13 protein-coding genes are annotated in these 14,565 nt (G+C 61.8%); 6 read left to right on the top strand and 7 right to left on the bottom strand.

Annotated features, from left to right (window positions below):
• Nucleotides 1-27: 27 nt before the first annotated feature.
• Together AC1D1L_RS09290 and AC1D1L_RS09285 are read left to right on the top strand one after the other, a co-directional pair.
• Nucleotides 28-573 carry a hypothetical protein gene (locus tag AC1D1L_RS09290; protein WP_477340773.1) on the top strand — a complete coding sequence of 182 codons (546 nt, stop codon included), beginning with the start codon at nucleotides 28-30 and terminating at the stop codon, nucleotides 571-573.
• A gap of 22 nt (nucleotides 574-595) precedes the next feature.
• On the top strand, nucleotides 596-1,015 hold the full coding sequence (locus tag AC1D1L_RS09285) for an MAPEG family protein (protein WP_477340633.1): 420 nt from the start codon (nucleotides 596-598) through the stop codon (nucleotides 1,013-1,015).
• Nucleotides 1,016-1,028: 13 nt separating this feature from the next.
• On the opposite strand, the gene rnd is transcribed toward AC1D1L_RS09285, so the two are convergent.
• The 3 genes from rnd to AC1D1L_RS09270 form a co-directional block, all read right to left on the bottom strand.
• A complete protein-coding gene (rnd, locus tag AC1D1L_RS09280; protein WP_112563616.1) occupies nucleotides 1,029-2,180 on the bottom strand; it encodes a ribonuclease D in 1,152 nt (383 codons plus the stop codon).
• A gap of 74 nt (nucleotides 2,181-2,254) precedes the next feature.
• The gene (locus AC1D1L_RS09275) at nucleotides 2,255-3,499 is read right to left on the bottom strand and encodes an MFS transporter (RefSeq protein WP_477340632.1); all 1,245 of its coding nucleotides are present in this window, start codon (nucleotides 3,497-3,499) and stop codon (nucleotides 2,255-2,257) included.
• Between the two features lie 263 nt (nucleotides 3,500-3,762).
• On the bottom strand, nucleotides 3,763-4,182 hold the full coding sequence (locus AC1D1L_RS09270) for a hemin receptor (protein ID WP_477340630.1): 420 nt from the start codon (nucleotides 4,180-4,182) through the stop codon (nucleotides 3,763-3,765).
• 223 nt (nucleotides 4,183-4,405) lie between these two features.
• Between AC1D1L_RS09270 and aspS the strand changes: the two genes are divergently transcribed.
• Entirely contained in the window at nucleotides 4,406-6,196 is a 1,791-nt protein-coding gene (gene aspS, locus AC1D1L_RS09265; RefSeq protein WP_477340771.1) for an aspartate--tRNA ligase, read from the top strand.
• 117 nt (nucleotides 6,197-6,313) lie between these two features.
• On the opposite strand, the gene AC1D1L_RS09260 is transcribed toward aspS, so the two are convergent.
• Nucleotides 6,314-7,504: a hypothetical protein gene (locus AC1D1L_RS09260; protein ID WP_477340628.1), complete on the bottom strand. Its 1,191-nt coding sequence runs from the start codon at nucleotides 7,502-7,504 to the stop codon at nucleotides 6,314-6,316.
• A gap of 404 nt (nucleotides 7,505-7,908) precedes the next feature.
• Between AC1D1L_RS09260 and parC the strand changes: the two genes are divergently transcribed.
• The 3 genes from parC to AC1D1L_RS09245 all read left to right on the top strand — a co-directional run bounded on the left by parC (nucleotide 7,909) and on the right by AC1D1L_RS09245 (nucleotide 12,060).
• Nucleotides 7,909-10,161, top strand: coding sequence for a DNA topoisomerase IV subunit A (gene parC, locus AC1D1L_RS09255; protein WP_477340626.1), 2,253 nt, complete (start codon nucleotides 7,909-7,911; stop codon nucleotides 10,159-10,161).
• Between the two features lie 236 nt (nucleotides 10,162-10,397).
• Nucleotides 10,398-11,603, top strand: a complete 1,206-nt coding sequence (locus AC1D1L_RS09250; protein ID WP_477340624.1) for an AI-2E family transporter — start codon at nucleotides 10,398-10,400, stop codon at nucleotides 11,601-11,603.
• Nucleotides 11,604-11,658: 55 nt separating this feature from the next.
• Nucleotides 11,659-12,060 carry a hypothetical protein gene (locus AC1D1L_RS09245; RefSeq protein ID WP_477340622.1) on the top strand — a complete coding sequence of 134 codons (402 nt, stop codon included), beginning with the start codon at nucleotides 11,659-11,661 and terminating at the stop codon, nucleotides 12,058-12,060.
• Between the two features lie 8 nt (nucleotides 12,061-12,068).
• On the opposite strand, the gene AC1D1L_RS09240 is transcribed toward AC1D1L_RS09245, so the two are convergent.
• From AC1D1L_RS09240 to AC1D1L_RS09230, 3 genes are all read right to left on the bottom strand, one after another.
• Nucleotides 12,069-12,965: a DMT family transporter gene (locus tag AC1D1L_RS09240; RefSeq protein ID WP_477340621.1), complete on the bottom strand. Its 897-nt coding sequence runs from the start codon at nucleotides 12,963-12,965 to the stop codon at nucleotides 12,069-12,071.
• A gap of 131 nt (nucleotides 12,966-13,096) precedes the next feature.
• Complete coding sequence (locus AC1D1L_RS09235; RefSeq protein ID WP_192253163.1) at nucleotides 13,097-13,861, bottom strand: arginyltransferase; 765 nt, start codon at nucleotides 13,859-13,861, stop codon at nucleotides 13,097-13,099.
• A gap of 139 nt (nucleotides 13,862-14,000) precedes the next feature.
• A complete protein-coding gene (locus AC1D1L_RS09230) occupies nucleotides 14,001-14,471 on the bottom strand; it encodes an RDD family protein (RefSeq protein ID WP_477340619.1) in 471 nt (156 codons plus the stop codon).
• Nucleotides 14,472-14,565 lie beyond the last annotated feature (94 nt).

The following is a 14,565-nucleotide window of genomic DNA, read 5'->3' as shown; positions in this document are numbered from 1 at the left end:
AACGTGCTCTGGCGCAATCAGGCGGCGATCGTGCTGCGGCTGGCGCGCCATGCGGGCGCGCTGTGTTTTGCCTCCGGGGCGGTTTTCATCGCCATGACGCTGCTGGAATTCTTCTATTTCCGCCAGTTGAGCGGCGGCCTGCCGTCGCTCGATGTGCGCTTTGAAGGGTTCACGCCGGATGAGGGTATGGCCTGGCTGACGGCACTCGGCCGGCGCGGCAGCGAGATCATCCTCGTCTGGCACTATTTGACCTTCGACCTTCTGTTCCCGGCGCTGCTGTCACTGACCATGGTCAGCCTGATCCTTGCCACAGGGCGGCGGCTGAAGCTCTTTCGCACCCTGCCGGTACAGGTTCAGTCGCTGTTGGCGCTGGTTGTCGTACTGCCCTACACCTGCGCCGACTATGCCCAGAACATTGCGGTGGCGCGGCTTTTGTCCGATGCGCTGTCGGCCAATCCGGATTCGTTGTCCTTCGCCTCGTCGCTGATCGTCACCAAATTCGTACTTCTGGCGATACCTGTCGCCGTCGTTGCGGCCTTCATCGTCGCCAGCCAGCGGCGTCCACAGGCATGAACGACCAGGCAGGGGCAACGCCATGAGCCAGACAGCAATCTTCTGGCCGATGTTGGCGCAGGTGCTGTTGGTCTATATCGTCTATGTGGTGATGGGCCGGCGCCGCTATGGTGCGGTCAAATCGGGCGAGGCCAAGGTCGGTCAATACAAGATACGCACGACCGAGCCTGCGTCCAGCGTCACAGTCGCCAACAATCTCATCAACCAGTTCGAACTGCCGGTGCTTTTCTACGTGCTGTGCCTGGCGTTGCACGCGACCAATGGCGTCAATTACCTGACCCTGGCCTTGACGTGGGTTTTCGTGATTTCCCGCTATGCCCATGCCTGGGTTCACCTGACCAGCAACAATCTGCGGTTTCGCAGCCGCGCCTTCTACGTGGGCGCGATCATTCTCTTGCTGGCATGGATCTGGTTCGCGCTGCACCTGCTCGGAGCCGTATAGGGCTCAAAGAAGGTTACAGATCGAACACCGCGATCTTGCGCTTGTCGAACTTGATGCCGATTTCGCCGCGCACCAGCTTCAATGCAGCCTCGCCGAACACGGCGCGCCGCCATCCCTGCAGCGCCGGCACGTCGGCGGCTTCGCCTTCGGCAGCGATGCGGTCGATGTCGTCGCTGGACGCCAGCACTTTCGAGGCGACGCCTTCCTTCTCGGCTACGATTCGCAACAGCACTTTCAGCAGCTCTGCAGCCGCGCTCGAACCCTCGGGAGGCTGAAAGCTCTTGGGCAGCTTCGGCATCTCTTCCCGGGGCAGAGCAAGCGCCGTGTTGACCGCGCCGAGCAATGCGGTTGCCGTCGATGACCGTTCCCAGCCTTTCGGCGTGGTGCGCAGCTTGCTCAACGCGGCCGCATCGCGCGGCGCCTGCTGGGCGACCTCGTATATGGCGTCATCCTTGAGCACCCTGCCGCGCGGCACGTCTCGCTCGCGCGCCTCGCGCTCGCGCCATGCCGCCACCGTCTGCACGATCGCCAGCTCCTGCGGCTTGCGCAGCCGCATCTTCAACCGCTTCCAGGCATCCTCGGGGTGCGGATCGTAGGTCTCGCGCGAGGTCAGCACCTCCATTTCCTCGTTCAGCCAATGGGCGCGGTTTTCCCGCTCCAGTTCGGCGCTGAGATGCTTGTAGACATCGATCAGATGAGTAACGTCGGCTAGCGCATAGTCGAGCTGCTTGTCGGATAGCGGCCGGTGGCGCCAGTCGGTGAAACGCGATGATTTGTCGAGCCGGGCGCCGGTGATGCGCTGCACCAGCTGGTCGTAGGAGACGCTGTCGCCGAAGCCGCAGACCATGGCCGCGACCTGGGTGTCGAACACCGGATGCGGCACCAGATCGCCGAGATGGACGATGATTTCGATGTCCTGGCGCGCGGCGTGAAAAACCTTGACCACCGCCTCGTTGGCCATCAGCCGGAAGAACGGGGCGAGGTTGATATCGGGCGACAGCGGATCGATCAGCGCGGTGACGCCGGGCGCCGCCATCTGGATCAGGCACAGGATCGGCCAGAACGTCGTTTCGCGGATGAATTCGGTGTCGACGGTGACGAAATCCGACTTTTCAAAAGCGGCGAGAACGGACTCGAGCTCATTTTGGGTGGTGATGACGTGCATCAAATCGCTTTTTAGTACGGGTAAGGTTCTCTTTCAATTTCAGCCGTGGGCGCTTTCGTCAAGCCGCCCTTCGGTCAAGTATCCGTCGATCCGTCGGAATCGCCATTCCTGCGCGCCAGCCGCGCGAAGACAGTCGATGTGCGCAGCAGCGCCGTGAAGCGGCTGCGCTTGCCCGCCGGCACGCTGCCACGCACCTGCATGCGGTAGAGGATGACGGCGATGAGGGTAGCATAGACCGCAGCACTGAATACAAACAGGGCGCCCGGTCCGAAATACTGCATCACCGTCGACGCCGCGAAGGGGCCGCCAATGGCGCCGAACGAATAGAACAGCATCAAAGCGGCGTTGATCAGCACGAACTCGCCCTTGTCGGCGCGGTCGTTGGAATGCGCCGCCGACAACGAATAGAGCGGCATGGCGAAGCTGCCGAAGATGAAGACGATGACCAGGTTGAGGGTCGGATTGGCGCCGGCGACGAAGGCCAGCGCCAGCGCCGCCAGCAGGGCGCCGCATGTGGTTACCAACAGCACCGCGCGCCGGTCCCAGCGGTCGGAGAGATAGCCCAGCGGATACTGGATAAGGGCGCCGCCAAAGATGCCGACGCTGACGAAGGTGACGACATCGGCCACCGACATGCCGATCTGCTCGGCATAGACCGGCGACAGCGTGCGGAAGGCGCTGTTGGTGACGCCGACGCAGATGCAGCCGAAGCAGCCGAGCGGCGAGATCCGCCAGACGCGGGCGAGGTCGAGCTTGACGTCTTCCGGAGGCGTCGGGTTGGAACGGTCGCCAAGCGACACCGGCACCAGCGACAGCGTGATCATCATCGACATGATGGCGAAGATCGCAAAGCCGCCGGGGCCGAAGATCGGGATCAGGAACTGCGCGCCGGTAACCGAGCCGATATCGACCATGCGGTAGATCGCCAGCACCCGCGCACGATCCTTGTTTTCGACGCCGGAATTCAGCCAGGCTTCCATGACGGTGAACAGGCCGGCAAAGCAGAAGCCGCCGGCAAAGCGCACCGCGCACCACATCACCGGATCGATCACCAGCACCAGAAGCAGCGTGCCGGCCGAGGCGGTGGCGGCGAGCGCCGAAAACGTCCGGACATGGCCGACCGCCTTCAGGATGCGGGTGACGGCGAGGCATCCCAACAGAAAGCCTGCGAAATAGAACGTGCCCATCAGGCCGATGTCGGAGGCGGAAAACCCTTCCTGCGCGCCGCGCAGCGCAATCAGCGTACCCTGCAGCCCGTTGCCGCCAAGCAGAATGCCGGCGGCGATGAGGAGAGGGATCAGCGGGCGGATGGAAGACATGCGGAACCGATGCTTAGAGCATGATCCCGAAAAGTGGGAACCGGTTTTCGGAAAAAGATCATGCTTCGACAAAGAGCTAGATGAGTATGACGATTCAACGTCATACTCATCTAGGTGATTCCACAGTTCTGAACCATCAGTGCGACCATTGCCAGCGGCTTATCCCGCCGCCAACAGGTGCGTGCCCTACAAAGGTCGACGGCCGTTCAAGCTTCGTGAGCCCTCGCCAACGCTTCGCCCGCTGCCGGCTTAAAAGCAATCGTTCAAACCGTGCTGGAATTCGGCGCTTTCATCGACGCAGCGTGTACGATGAACGCTTCAATATCTTCCTTCGAGTAGCCAAGAAGAGTGCCTTCAAGCCTCGCCAGATCATTCGATGTGAAGATGTCAAAGGCCTCTCCGCTGCGGCACATTCTGGAGATCAACAAGCTCAGTTTGCAGCGCCATTCTTCTGTCGGCAGGCAGTAGCGGCGATCTTCCACGGACGTTTTTGGATCAATGTGGGTGAACTTCAGGATGCGGCCTTCTTCGACAAACGGTCCAAAGCCCGTGTCACCAACATCTTCGGCGTCCATACCCGGTTCGGCCCCGAATAGGGCCATTGGTTTGTCGCCTTGAAGCATCAGTTCCAACTCGCGGCCATTATGTGGCCCGACACCCGGCGGGACTGTGCGTTTTGGCATGAAGCATCTCCAGATTGCTCAAGGACTGCACTGTCGCGAGAAACACTTCTGACGGCAATCCGCCAAGCCTGGCAAAGACTTCGACGCTGACGATCGGTTAGAGAGACGACCCAAACCCGGCTTGCCTTGACAAATCCGGCCTCCCATGCGCTTTTCGCGCAAATTTTGGACCGGGCTTTGATGCTCGGGCCACAACCCAGCACCCCGGACTTTTGACATGACCATGCATCGTTACCGCAGCCACACCTGTGCCCAGTTGAGAAAGAGCGACGTCGGCTCTTCAGTTCGCCTGTCGGGCTGGGTGCATCGAGTGCGCGACCATGGCGGCCTGCTGTTCATCGACCTGCGCGACCACTACGGCCTGACCCAGATTGTCGCCGATCCGGATTCGCCCGCCTTCAAGGTCGCCGAGACGGTGCGCGGCGAATGGGTGATCCGTGTCGACGGCGAGGTGAAGGCGCGCCTGCCGGACACCACAAATGCCAATTTGCCGACCGGCGAGATCGAAATTTTTGCCCGCGAGATCGAAGTGCTGTCGGCGGCCAAGGAATTGCCGCTGCCGGTGTTCGGCGAGCCGGACTATCCCGAGGATATCCGCCTGAAATACCGCTTCCTCGACCTGCGCCGCGAGACGCTGCACAGGAACATCGTGGCGCGCACCAAGATCATCGCCGAGATGCGCAAGCGCATGACCGATGTCGGCTTCACCGAATTCTCGACGCCGATCCTGACGGCCTCTTCGCCGGAAGGCGCACGCGACTTCCTGGTGCCGTCGCGCATCCATCCCGGCACCTTCTACGCGCTGCCGCAGGCGCCGCAGCAGTACAAGCAGCTGATCATGGTCTCCGGCTTCGACCGCTATTTCCAGATCGCGCCCTGCTTCCGCGACGAGGATCCGCGCGCCGACCGGCTACCCGGCGAATTCTACCAGCTCGACCTCGAAATGAGCTTCGTCGAGCAGGACGACGTGCTGTCGACCATGGAACCGGTAATGCGGGGCGTCTTCGAGACCTTCGCCAACGGCAAGCCGGTGACGCAGAAATTCCAGCGCATTCCCTATGACGTCGCGATGCGCAAATACGGTTCCGACAAGCCGGACCTGCGCAACCCGATCGAGATGCAGGCCGTCTCCGATCATTTCCGCGACTCTGGCTTCAAGGTTTTCGCCAACATCCTGGCCAACGATCCAAAGGCCGAAGTGTGGGGCATTCCGGCAAAGACCGGCGGCAGCCGCGCCTTTTGCGACCGCATGAACTCTTGGGCGCAAGGTGAGGGCCAGCCGGGGCTGGGTTACATCTTCTGGCGCAAGGAAGGCGACAAGCTTGAAGGCGCCGGTCCACTGGCCAAGAACATTGGTGAGGAGCGCACCGAGGCGATCCGTCAGCAGCTTGGCCTTGCCGATGGCGACGCCGCCTTCTTCGTCGCCGGCGATCCGAAGAAGTTCGTTACCTTCGCGGGTGCCGCGCGCACGCGCGCCGGCGAGGAGCTGAACCTCGTCGACCGCGAGCGCTTCGAGCTGTGCTGGATCGTCGACTTCCCGTTCTTCGAATGGAACGAGGAGGAGAAGAAGATCGATTTCGCCCACAATCCGTTCTCGATGCCCCAGGGCGGTATCGAGGCGCTCGGTGGCGACGACCTGCTCGGCATCAAGGCCTTCCAGTACGACATGGTCTGCAACGGTTTCGAGATCGCCTCGGGCGGTATCCGCAACCATCTGCCCGAAACCATGGTCAAGGCGTTCGAGACGGTCGGGCTGGATCGCGCCACGGTCGAGGAGCGCTTCGGCGGCCTCTATCGCGCCTTCCAGTATGGCGCCCCGCCGCATGGCGGCATGGCGGCCGGCGTCGACCGTGTCGTCATGCTTCTGGTGGGCGCCAAGAACCTGCGCGAGATCACCATGTTCCCGATGAACCAGCAGGCCTACGACCTGTTGATGAACGCACCTTCGGAAGCCAGTCCCCAGCAGCTGCGCGAGCTCTCTCTGCGCGTCGCGGCGGTGAAGAAGGACGCCTGATCGCGAAGTTCCCGCGGTTCTTTAACAAACCGCCGGAACCGATTCTTTCGGATAGACAATCCAACAAAAAAGCCCGGCATCGCTGCCGGGCTTTTTGCTATTGAGCGTTTCGCTCGATCAGTCTTCGTTGGCCGTCACATGGACGCCGAGCGTCTTCGGCAGGTCGAGCGGGTTGGACATCGCGCCCGCCATGATCAGCGCGAACGGCACCGCTGCCGGCGGCTCGGCCGAAATCTCCAGGCTCTTCGGGTCGTCGAGGTATTTGCTCACAGCGGCCGTCACTTCGGCTGTCAATTCGGGATTGTTGAGCTGCGCCATGCCGAACGGCACGATCGCCTTGGCCTGGTTGGCGATGTCCTTGCCCGACATGCCCTGCTGCTTGCCGACATACTCAAGCACCTTGCCGGTCAGCGAATCGTCGTCGAAGCGGACCGAGGCGCCGTTGAAGGAAAGCTGCTGCAACAGGCCGAGCAACGCCATGCCTTGCGCCGAGTTGTCGGCCCCTTCGGGCTGCGCCGCCATCTTCTTCTGCATCTCCTGCATCGACTTGACGAAGTCGACCGTGTAGCCGCCGAGGCCGAAGGTCATGCCGAGCGTGCCGGCATTTTCGACCGAGATGTCGTATTTCGACAGGTCCATCTTGCCGTCGCTCGGCTGCCAGGTGCCGCCGATTTCGATGTTGCCCGATATGTTCTGGTAGCCCAAGGCGTTGATTGCTTCCTTGGACTTTGCATCGTCAACCAGGGTCAGGTCGGCGTTGAACTTTTCCGTGGTTGCGGAAAATTCCATCGCCTTGCCGTCGGCCGGGGGCGTGATCTGGACAGCAACGCCATCCACCGAGAAGGCGGTCTTGTCGGCAACCTTGACCGTCAGGTTTTGGAGTTCGGCCGACTTGTAGATCATCATCGAGCCGAGCGGGCCCGTAGCGCCCTCGGCCGGGATGTTGGCGTCATGAATCACGAAGGGAGTGAGGTTGAGCGTTACACCGTCCTTGCTGTGCTCGAAGGCCGAAGTCGTGATGGTCGCGACATCAAAGCCACCATTGGCCTCGGTCACGCCTTCAAGCTTGACGTCGCCGATCGGCAGCGCTTCCTTTTCGGCCGCCGGTTTGACCGACACGCCCTGCAGCACCATGCTGGAATTGTCGCCGGTAACCCCGGTCCAGGTGATATCGACGCCCTGGACGGCAAGTGCGGCCTTCAGCCGGTCGGCAACCGCCGCGTCCTGCGCAAAGGCGGCATTGAGCGGCAGAGTCAGCAAGAAGGTCGAAAAAGCGAGTTTCTTGAGTGTCGAGCGTTGGATTGTCATCGCGAGTTCCCTGAGAGAGTCCTGAAAAGTGTTTTCTTGAGTTCTGCGCCATCACCATTCCGTGACGAACTGGACGGGAAAAAGGCGCTCTCCCGCAGATTTGTCGAAAATCACGGCGAAAGGCCAACCGGAGCGGGAGCCTTCGCTCGACGCGGTGAATATGTCATGAAGGTCGGGCTCCCCTGAATACCGTCTCCTGCCTTAGAGAGGGCGTGTAACAGATTGATGTTGGTTGGCAACAGCACTGCTACCGGTGCTGTTGCACAGGGACGGCAAGCTGGAACATGAAGTCCGTCACACCCGTCATCGGATACTGAGCCGCCTTTCACAGCCCGGGGGCTGCAAATTGCGGATTTCCGCAGCTCCGCCTTGCCGCGAATCACCCGCTCGGCTAGTCCACCCGCATGGGAAAAAGGCTTTTGCCGCCTGAAGATGGCGGCGGTGACCATATCGAACCGGTCGATCTGAAGAAGGCGCTGGAAGAGCGTTATCTCGCCTATGCGCTGTCGACCATCATGCATCGGGCGCTGCCGGATGTGCGCGACGGGCTGAAGCCCGTGCATCGCCGCATCATGCACGCCATGCGGCTGCTCAGGCTCAACCCCGACCAGGGCTTTGCCAAATGCGCCCGCATCGTCGGCGAGGTGATGGGCAAGTTCCACCCGCACGGCGACCAGTCGATCTACGACGCGCTGGTGCGCCTGGCGCAGGACTTTTCCATGCGCTATCCGCTGGTCGACGGGCAGGGCAATTTCGGCAATATCGACGGCGATAACGCCGCCGCCATGCGCTACACCGAAGCGCGCATGACCGACGTGGCGACGGAACTGCTTTCCGGCATCACCGAGGACGCGGTCGACTATCGGCAGACCTATAATGAGGAGGACGAGGAGCCGGTCGTGCTGCCCGGCGCCTTCCCGAACCTGCTCGCCAATGGTTCGTCCGGCATTGCGGTCGGCATGGCCACCTCGATCCCGCCGCACAATGCCGCCGAGCTTTGCGATGCGGCCCTGCACCTGATCGAGGATCCGAGCGCGCCGGTGGCGAAGCTGATGGACTTCGTCCAGGGTCCGGATTTCCCGACCGGAGGCATCATCGTCGACAGCCGCGCCTCGATCCTCGAAGCCTACGAGACGGGCCGCGGCGGTTTCCGCGTCCGGGCCAAATGGGGCCAGGAAGACCAGGGCAGGGGCACCTGGAGCATCGTCGTCACCGAAATCCCCTATGGCGTGCAGAAGGCGCGGTTGATCGAGAAGGTCGCAGAGCTTCTGATCGCGCGCAAATTGCCGTTGCTCGAAGATATCAGGGACGAAAGCGCCGAGGACATCCGCGTCGTGCTGGTGCCGAAGAGCCGTTCGGTCGATCCCGGCATCCTGATGGAATCGCTGTTCAAACTGACCGAGCTCGAAAGCCGGTTCCCGCTCAACATGAACGTGCTGTCGCGCGGCAAGGTGCCCAACGTGCTGTCGCTGAAAGGCGTGCTGCAGGAGTGGCTGGAGCACCGGCGCGATGTGCTGATCCGCCGCTCGAAGCATCGCCTGGGCGAGATCGAAAGGCGCCTCGAGATCCTCGCCGGCTACCTGATCGCCTACCTCAACATCGACGAGGTGATCAAGATCATCCGCGAGGAGGACGAGCCCAAGCAGGTGATGATGGCCCGCTGGTCGCTCACCGACACCCAGGCCGAAGCCATCCTCAACATGCGGCTGCGCGCTCTGCGCAAGCTGGAAGAGTTCGAGATCCGCAAGGAGTTCGACGGCCTCACCACCGAGAAGAAGCAGATCGAGGCGCTGCTGGCGTCGAATGCCAAGCAATGGTCGACGATCAAGTGGGAAGTCGCCAGCATCCGCGACAAGTTCGGCCCCGAGACCGAACTCGGCAAGCGCCGCACCCAGTTCGCCGACGCGCCGGAACACGATTTGACTGACATTGCCCATGCCATGATCGAGCGCGAGCCGGTCACCGTGGTGGTCTCGGAAAAGGGCTGGCTGCGGGCCATGAAAGGCCATCTGGCCGACCATTCGACCTTGACCTTCAAGGAGGGCGACAGCCTCAAGCGCGCCTTCCATGCCCAGACCACCGACAAGATCCTGGTCTTCACCACCGGCGGCAAATTCTACACCATCGGCGCCGACCGGCTTCCGGGCGGCCGCGGTCATGGCGAACCGATCCGCATCATCGTCGACATGGACAACGACCAGGACATCGTCACCGCCTTCGTCCACGACCCCAAGCGCAAGCTGCTGCTCGTCTCCTATGATGCCAACGGCTTCATCGTGCCGGAGGAAGAGGTCATCGCCAACACCCGCAAGGGCAAGCAGGTGATGAACGTCAAGGCGCCCGACGAGGCCAAGGCCTGTGTCCCGCTTTCAGGCGATCACCTCGCCATTGTCGGCGAGAACCGCAAGATGCTGGTCTTCGCTCTGTCCGAAATCCCCGAAATGGGCCGTGGCAAAGGCGTTCGCCTGCAGAAATACAAGGATGGCGGTCTGCTCGACCTGAAACCCTTCACGCTGACGAGCGGCCTGTCATGGCAGGATTCGGCCGACCGCACCTTCACCAGATCGCGCGAGGAACTGGCTGAGTGGGTCGGCGCAAGAGCATCGGCGGGACGGATGGTGCCGAAGGGATTTCCGCGGACGGGGAAGTTTGGGTAGCTAATTTCCCCCTTGAGGGGGAGATGTCGCCGGAGGCGACAGAGGGGGTCGGTTCGACTGGACGCGACCTCCTATTTGGGACCGAACAAGGCTAGCGCTTCACGCGAGGCGACCCCCTCTGGCCTGCCGGCCATCTCCCCCTCGAGGGGGGAGATTCCCAACCATTTGGACTATCGTCACGATTGCGGCACTATAACAGTGCATAAACGCTTGGTAGGCCGGGGAGAGATGGGCGTTTGAAGGAAACGAAGATCCAGAAGCCGGAGCGTCAGCAGCGCCTGTTCGGCCTGTCGACGCCGTTGAGGGCCGCCGTCATTCCACCGCTATCGGCGGCGCGCTGGCTGTTGGTGCTGATCGTCGCCGCCGGCGTCTATTTCTTTCACGGCTTCCTGTTTCCGGTGCTGGCAGCGCTTGTCATCGCCTTCGCCAGTTGGCCGCTCTATCGCCGGCTGCTTGCCGGCGTCGGCGGCAACCGCACGATTGCCGCGACCTTTGCCATCCTGTTCATCCTCACCTTCCTGGTGGTGCCGATCGCGCTCGCCGGCACCTATGCCATCAACGAGGTCCGCGAATGGGTCGGCTGGGCGATCGAGACCAACCGGCATGGCGCCGTCACACCGCACTGGATCACGACGCTGCCGGTGATCGGCGAGTGGCTGAACGAACAGTGGGTCGACAATTTCGGCCACCCCGGCGGCATTGGCGAGCTCATCCAGCTGGTCAGCGGCGCCAATATAGGCAGCATCTATCGCGGCGTGCTGGCGGCTGGTGGCAGCGCCTTCGGCCTGCTTTTGACACTGCTGTTTATGATGATCGCCCTGTTCTTCGCCTACCGCGACGGCGAGCAGTTCGCCGCCCAGATCGACCGTCTCGGCGAACGCATCCTGCCGACGCGCTGGGAGCGGATTTCGCGAGTCGTGCCGGCAACCATCTCGTCCACCGTCACCGGCATGACCGTGATCGCCATCGGCGAGGGGCTGGTGCTGGGCGTCGCCTACTGGCTGGCCGGCGTGCCATCGCCGGTGACGCTCGGCGCACTCACCGGCGTGATGGCGCTGATTCCGGGCGGCGCCCCGCTCTCCTTCACCCTGGTGTCGATCTACCTCGCCGCCAGTGGCTCGCCGATGGCGGGGTTGGCGCTGTTCATCTGGGGCGCGGTCGAACTCTTCATCGTCGACAAGACCTTGCGCCCGAAACTGGTCGGCGGGCCGATCAAATTGCCTTTCCTGCCGACCTTTTTCGGCCTGATCGGCGGCGTCAAGACCATGGGCTTTCTCGGCCTGTTCATCGGCCCCGTGCTGATGGCGCTCTTGGTGGCGATCTGGCGCGAATGGCTGCGCGAGGTGGAACTGGCCGAGGACACCGTTCCCGATCCCGTGGCCGAGCTCGAAGGCGGCCCGCCGCAGATCGAGATTGTCGCCGAGAAAAAGGCCAGGGCATAATCTGCAGGATCAAAACGCGGCTAACCTGACGTCTCGTTTGGGGAGTATCCTACGCATGTTCTTGCGATTTGTTCGGCCAAGAATCATTAAGGGAACGCAGGCGCGCGAAGGTTTTTTTGCCGCTGCCTACGAGTTGCGGGGCCAAACGGATGTGGATCAACACACATTGGATCGGCTGGAAGACAGTCTTGCATGGTTTCGGCAGAACCTCGCGATCCCGCCACGCTTCAACCTCTCAAGGTCGAAAGGTTTTTACCGGAAACAGACGACCCAAGGACTAAGCTGGTTCAAGCCGACTGCGACGGAACATTTGGCGAGGGCTTTTGACCTCACCGCACTTCTTGCGCAGCACGGGCATCATGTCGAGGTCATGAAGAGTTCCCGTCTGGGATATGTCGTTTACGAGGACGAATACCAGATCGTTGCAGAGCCTTTTTCAAATACGGCGACCCGTTGATCGCGCCTCTAGCCAGGGTAAGCGACCGTAAGCGCCGCCCGACGCTTGCGCCCCTCATGCAATTGCCACAGCGAATGCGCTACCAGCGTGACGATCAGGATCGCGCCGCCGATCAGGCTGTTGCGCGACGGCGTCTCGGCAAAGATCATCCACACCCAGACCGGCGCCAGCACGGTTTCCAGGAGATAGAACATCGCCACTTCCGGACCTGAAATGTATTTCGGCCCGTTAGCGAGGCAGAAGAAGGCGAACGGCATGACGACGGCACCGTTGAGGATGATCCACCATGGCGCCTCCACTTGAAAACCGGTCCTGGAGACCATGAACACCGCCAACGCAAAAGGCAGGAGGACACCGGTCAACGCGGTGAAACCCATATCCTTGCCGCTGGCGCGCGAGATGGTGATGGCGCAGGCAATCGCGAAGGCCGAACACAACGCCATCACGTCGCCGAACAGGTGTCCGGTGCCGATGGAATCGCCGACGATGATGGCGATGCCGACGATCATCAACGCCATCGCCGCAAGCGTCAGCGGCCGCGGTCGCTCGTTCAAAAAGAGCCATGACAGCAGCGCCGAAAACATGGTGGAGAAGGCCAGGATGAAAACCAGATTGGCGGTCGAGGTGTTGTAGACGCCGGTGATGAAGGCGACCGCGCCGAGCCCGTAGATCACGGCGACAATCAGCCCTGACCAGCCGGGTATGAGGCGCGGCGCATTCTTGCTGAACGAGCGCCAGACGGCCCATACGATCAGCGCCGCCACGAAGGTGCAGCCGGTGCGCAGCAAAAGGATCGTCCACGCTTCGCCATGAGCAAGCCGGATAAGCGGGATGTCGACGGTCAGCATCAACCCGCCAAGCGCGGTGAGCAGAAGTCCTTTGGTGTGAGCGTTGTGAGATGACATGCAATGACTTTCGCAATGGACGGGAGGCAGGATGACCGGTCGGCGCAATCGCGCACTCTCCGCCAACAGCGAAAAGACCGGCATCGTTCCCGTTGAAAATGTTCAGGCCCGGATTTGGGAAAGAAGAAAGATCAGCGCGTGACCGCTTCGTGGTCGTAGCGTTCCCAGCCCTTCGGGCCGAGATGCTCCTGCGGCATGAAGCGCATCTTATAGTTCATCTTGCGCGAGCCGTTGACCCAGTAGCCGAGATAGACATGAGGCAGGCCCATGGCTCTGGCGCGGGCGATATGGTCGAGGATCATGAAGGTGCCAAGCGAACGGTCCTCGAACTCAGGATTGAAGTAGGAATAGACCATCGACAGGCCGTCGGCCATCTTGTCGGTCAGCGCCACGGCGATCAGCTCGCCCTGGCCCTTGCCGGTGATGAAAGTGTCGGGGCCGCGGCGCCGGTACTCGATGACCTTGGTGTCGACATGGGTGTCCTCGACCATCATGGCATAGTCGAGCACCGTCATGTCTGACATGCCGCCGCGACGGTGGCGGGCGTCGAGATAGCCGCGGAACAGCGAATATTGCTCGGTTGACGGCTGCGCGTCGTGCATGGCGCCGATGAGATCGGAATTACGCTGGATCACCCGCTTCATGTTGCGGCTGGCGGTGAATTCCTGCGCCAGGATGCGCACCGAGACGCAGGCGCGGCAGGTCTCGCAAGCCGGCCGGTAGGCAATGTTCTGCGAGCGCCGGAAGCCGCCTTGCGTCAACAGGTCGTTCATCTCCGGCGCCTTGTCGCCGACCAGATGCGTAAACACCTTGCGTTCGAACTGGCCCTCAAGATACGGGCACGGCGATGGCGCGGTCAGGAAGAACTGCGGCGACTGGGTCGGATGCTGGGTCATCGAACCTTGGAAACACTCCTGCGAATCGCTCTACCTTTGGCCTCGCCGGCGAAAAATTCAACAGGATTGTGAAGGCACGCTTGAACGAACGCCTTCAAATTTGCGCACAAATGCTTGTTGGGGTCGTTTGAATGCCGGTTCAATGGTCGCTGCGGCTGACAACAGTGCCAAGCAGCAGGTCGTGCAGCGTGCGCTTGCGATCGGAAAACAGCGTCACCAGGAGGACGAGCGGCGTCAGGATGACAGTGCTCGCCCAAAACAGCACCGAATGGACAACAGCGGTGAGCCCGTCGACCCGGCTGCCGTCGAGACGATCGAGCCGGATGCCCATCATCCTCATGCCTGAAGTGGCCTGGTTGCGACCGCCCAGCGTGTTCCAGATGTAGAGAATGGCGACCGCCGGCACGAGGATAGAATACAGCGCCCAGCCAAGACCGAAGGTCAAAAGGCCAAGCACGGCCACCAGGATCGCGAACGGAATGGTGAGCAGCGCCACGATGCAATAGTCGATAATGAAGGCGAGGATGCGCCGCGTGCGCACACCGTCATAGGCCCTGACGTCGTCGAGCCTGCTGGTGATGATTTCGCCGTCAAGTACGCGCGCGTTCATGTCATGTCCTCGCCATGGCATCCCAACTGGAATGTCTGTCGCCCTTTCAAATGGTGAGGGCGACGGCGAATTCAAGAAACGGACACTCCGGCGT

It is taken from the genome of Mesorhizobium sp. P2_D6, assembly GCF_056404315.1.
The sequence above is the reverse complement of the archived record's forward strand: the minus strand, read 5'-3'. Positions and strand labels throughout refer to the sequence as shown.

Coding starts and splice junctions, on each gene's coding strand:
- AC1D1L_RS09285 (WP_477340633.1), top strand. CDS start 596: ATGAGCCAGACAGCAATCTTCTGGCCGATGTTGGCGCAGGTGCTGTTG.
- rnd (WP_112563616.1), bottom strand. CDS start 2,180: ATGCACGTCATCACCACCCAAAATGAGCTCGAGTCCGTTCTCGCCGCT.
- AC1D1L_RS09275 (WP_477340632.1), bottom strand. CDS start 3,499: ATGTCTTCCATCCGCCCGCTGATCCCTCTCCTCATCGCCGCCGGCATT.
- AC1D1L_RS09270 (WP_477340630.1), bottom strand. CDS start 4,182: ATGCCAAAACGCACAGTCCCGCCGGGTGTCGGGCCACATAATGGCCGC.
- aspS (WP_477340771.1), top strand. CDS start 4,406: ATGCATCGTTACCGCAGCCACACCTGTGCCCAGTTGAGAAAGAGCGAC.
- AC1D1L_RS09260 (WP_477340628.1), bottom strand. CDS start 7,504: ATGACAATCCAACGCTCGACACTCAAGAAACTCGCTTTTTCGACCTTC.
- parC (WP_477340626.1), top strand. CDS start 7,909: ATGGGAAAAAGGCTTTTGCCGCCTGAAGATGGCGGCGGTGACCATATC.
- AC1D1L_RS09245 (WP_477340622.1), top strand. CDS start 11,659: ATGTTCTTGCGATTTGTTCGGCCAAGAATCATTAAGGGAACGCAGGCG.
- AC1D1L_RS09240 (WP_477340621.1), bottom strand. CDS start 12,965: ATGTCATCTCACAACGCTCACACCAAAGGACTTCTGCTCACCGCGCTT.
- AC1D1L_RS09235 (WP_192253163.1), bottom strand. CDS start 13,861: ATGACCCAGCATCCGACCCAGTCGCCGCAGTTCTTCCTGACCGCGCCA.
- AC1D1L_RS09230 (WP_477340619.1), bottom strand. CDS start 14,471: ATGAACGCGCGCGTACTTGACGGCGAAATCATCACCAGCAGGCTCGAC.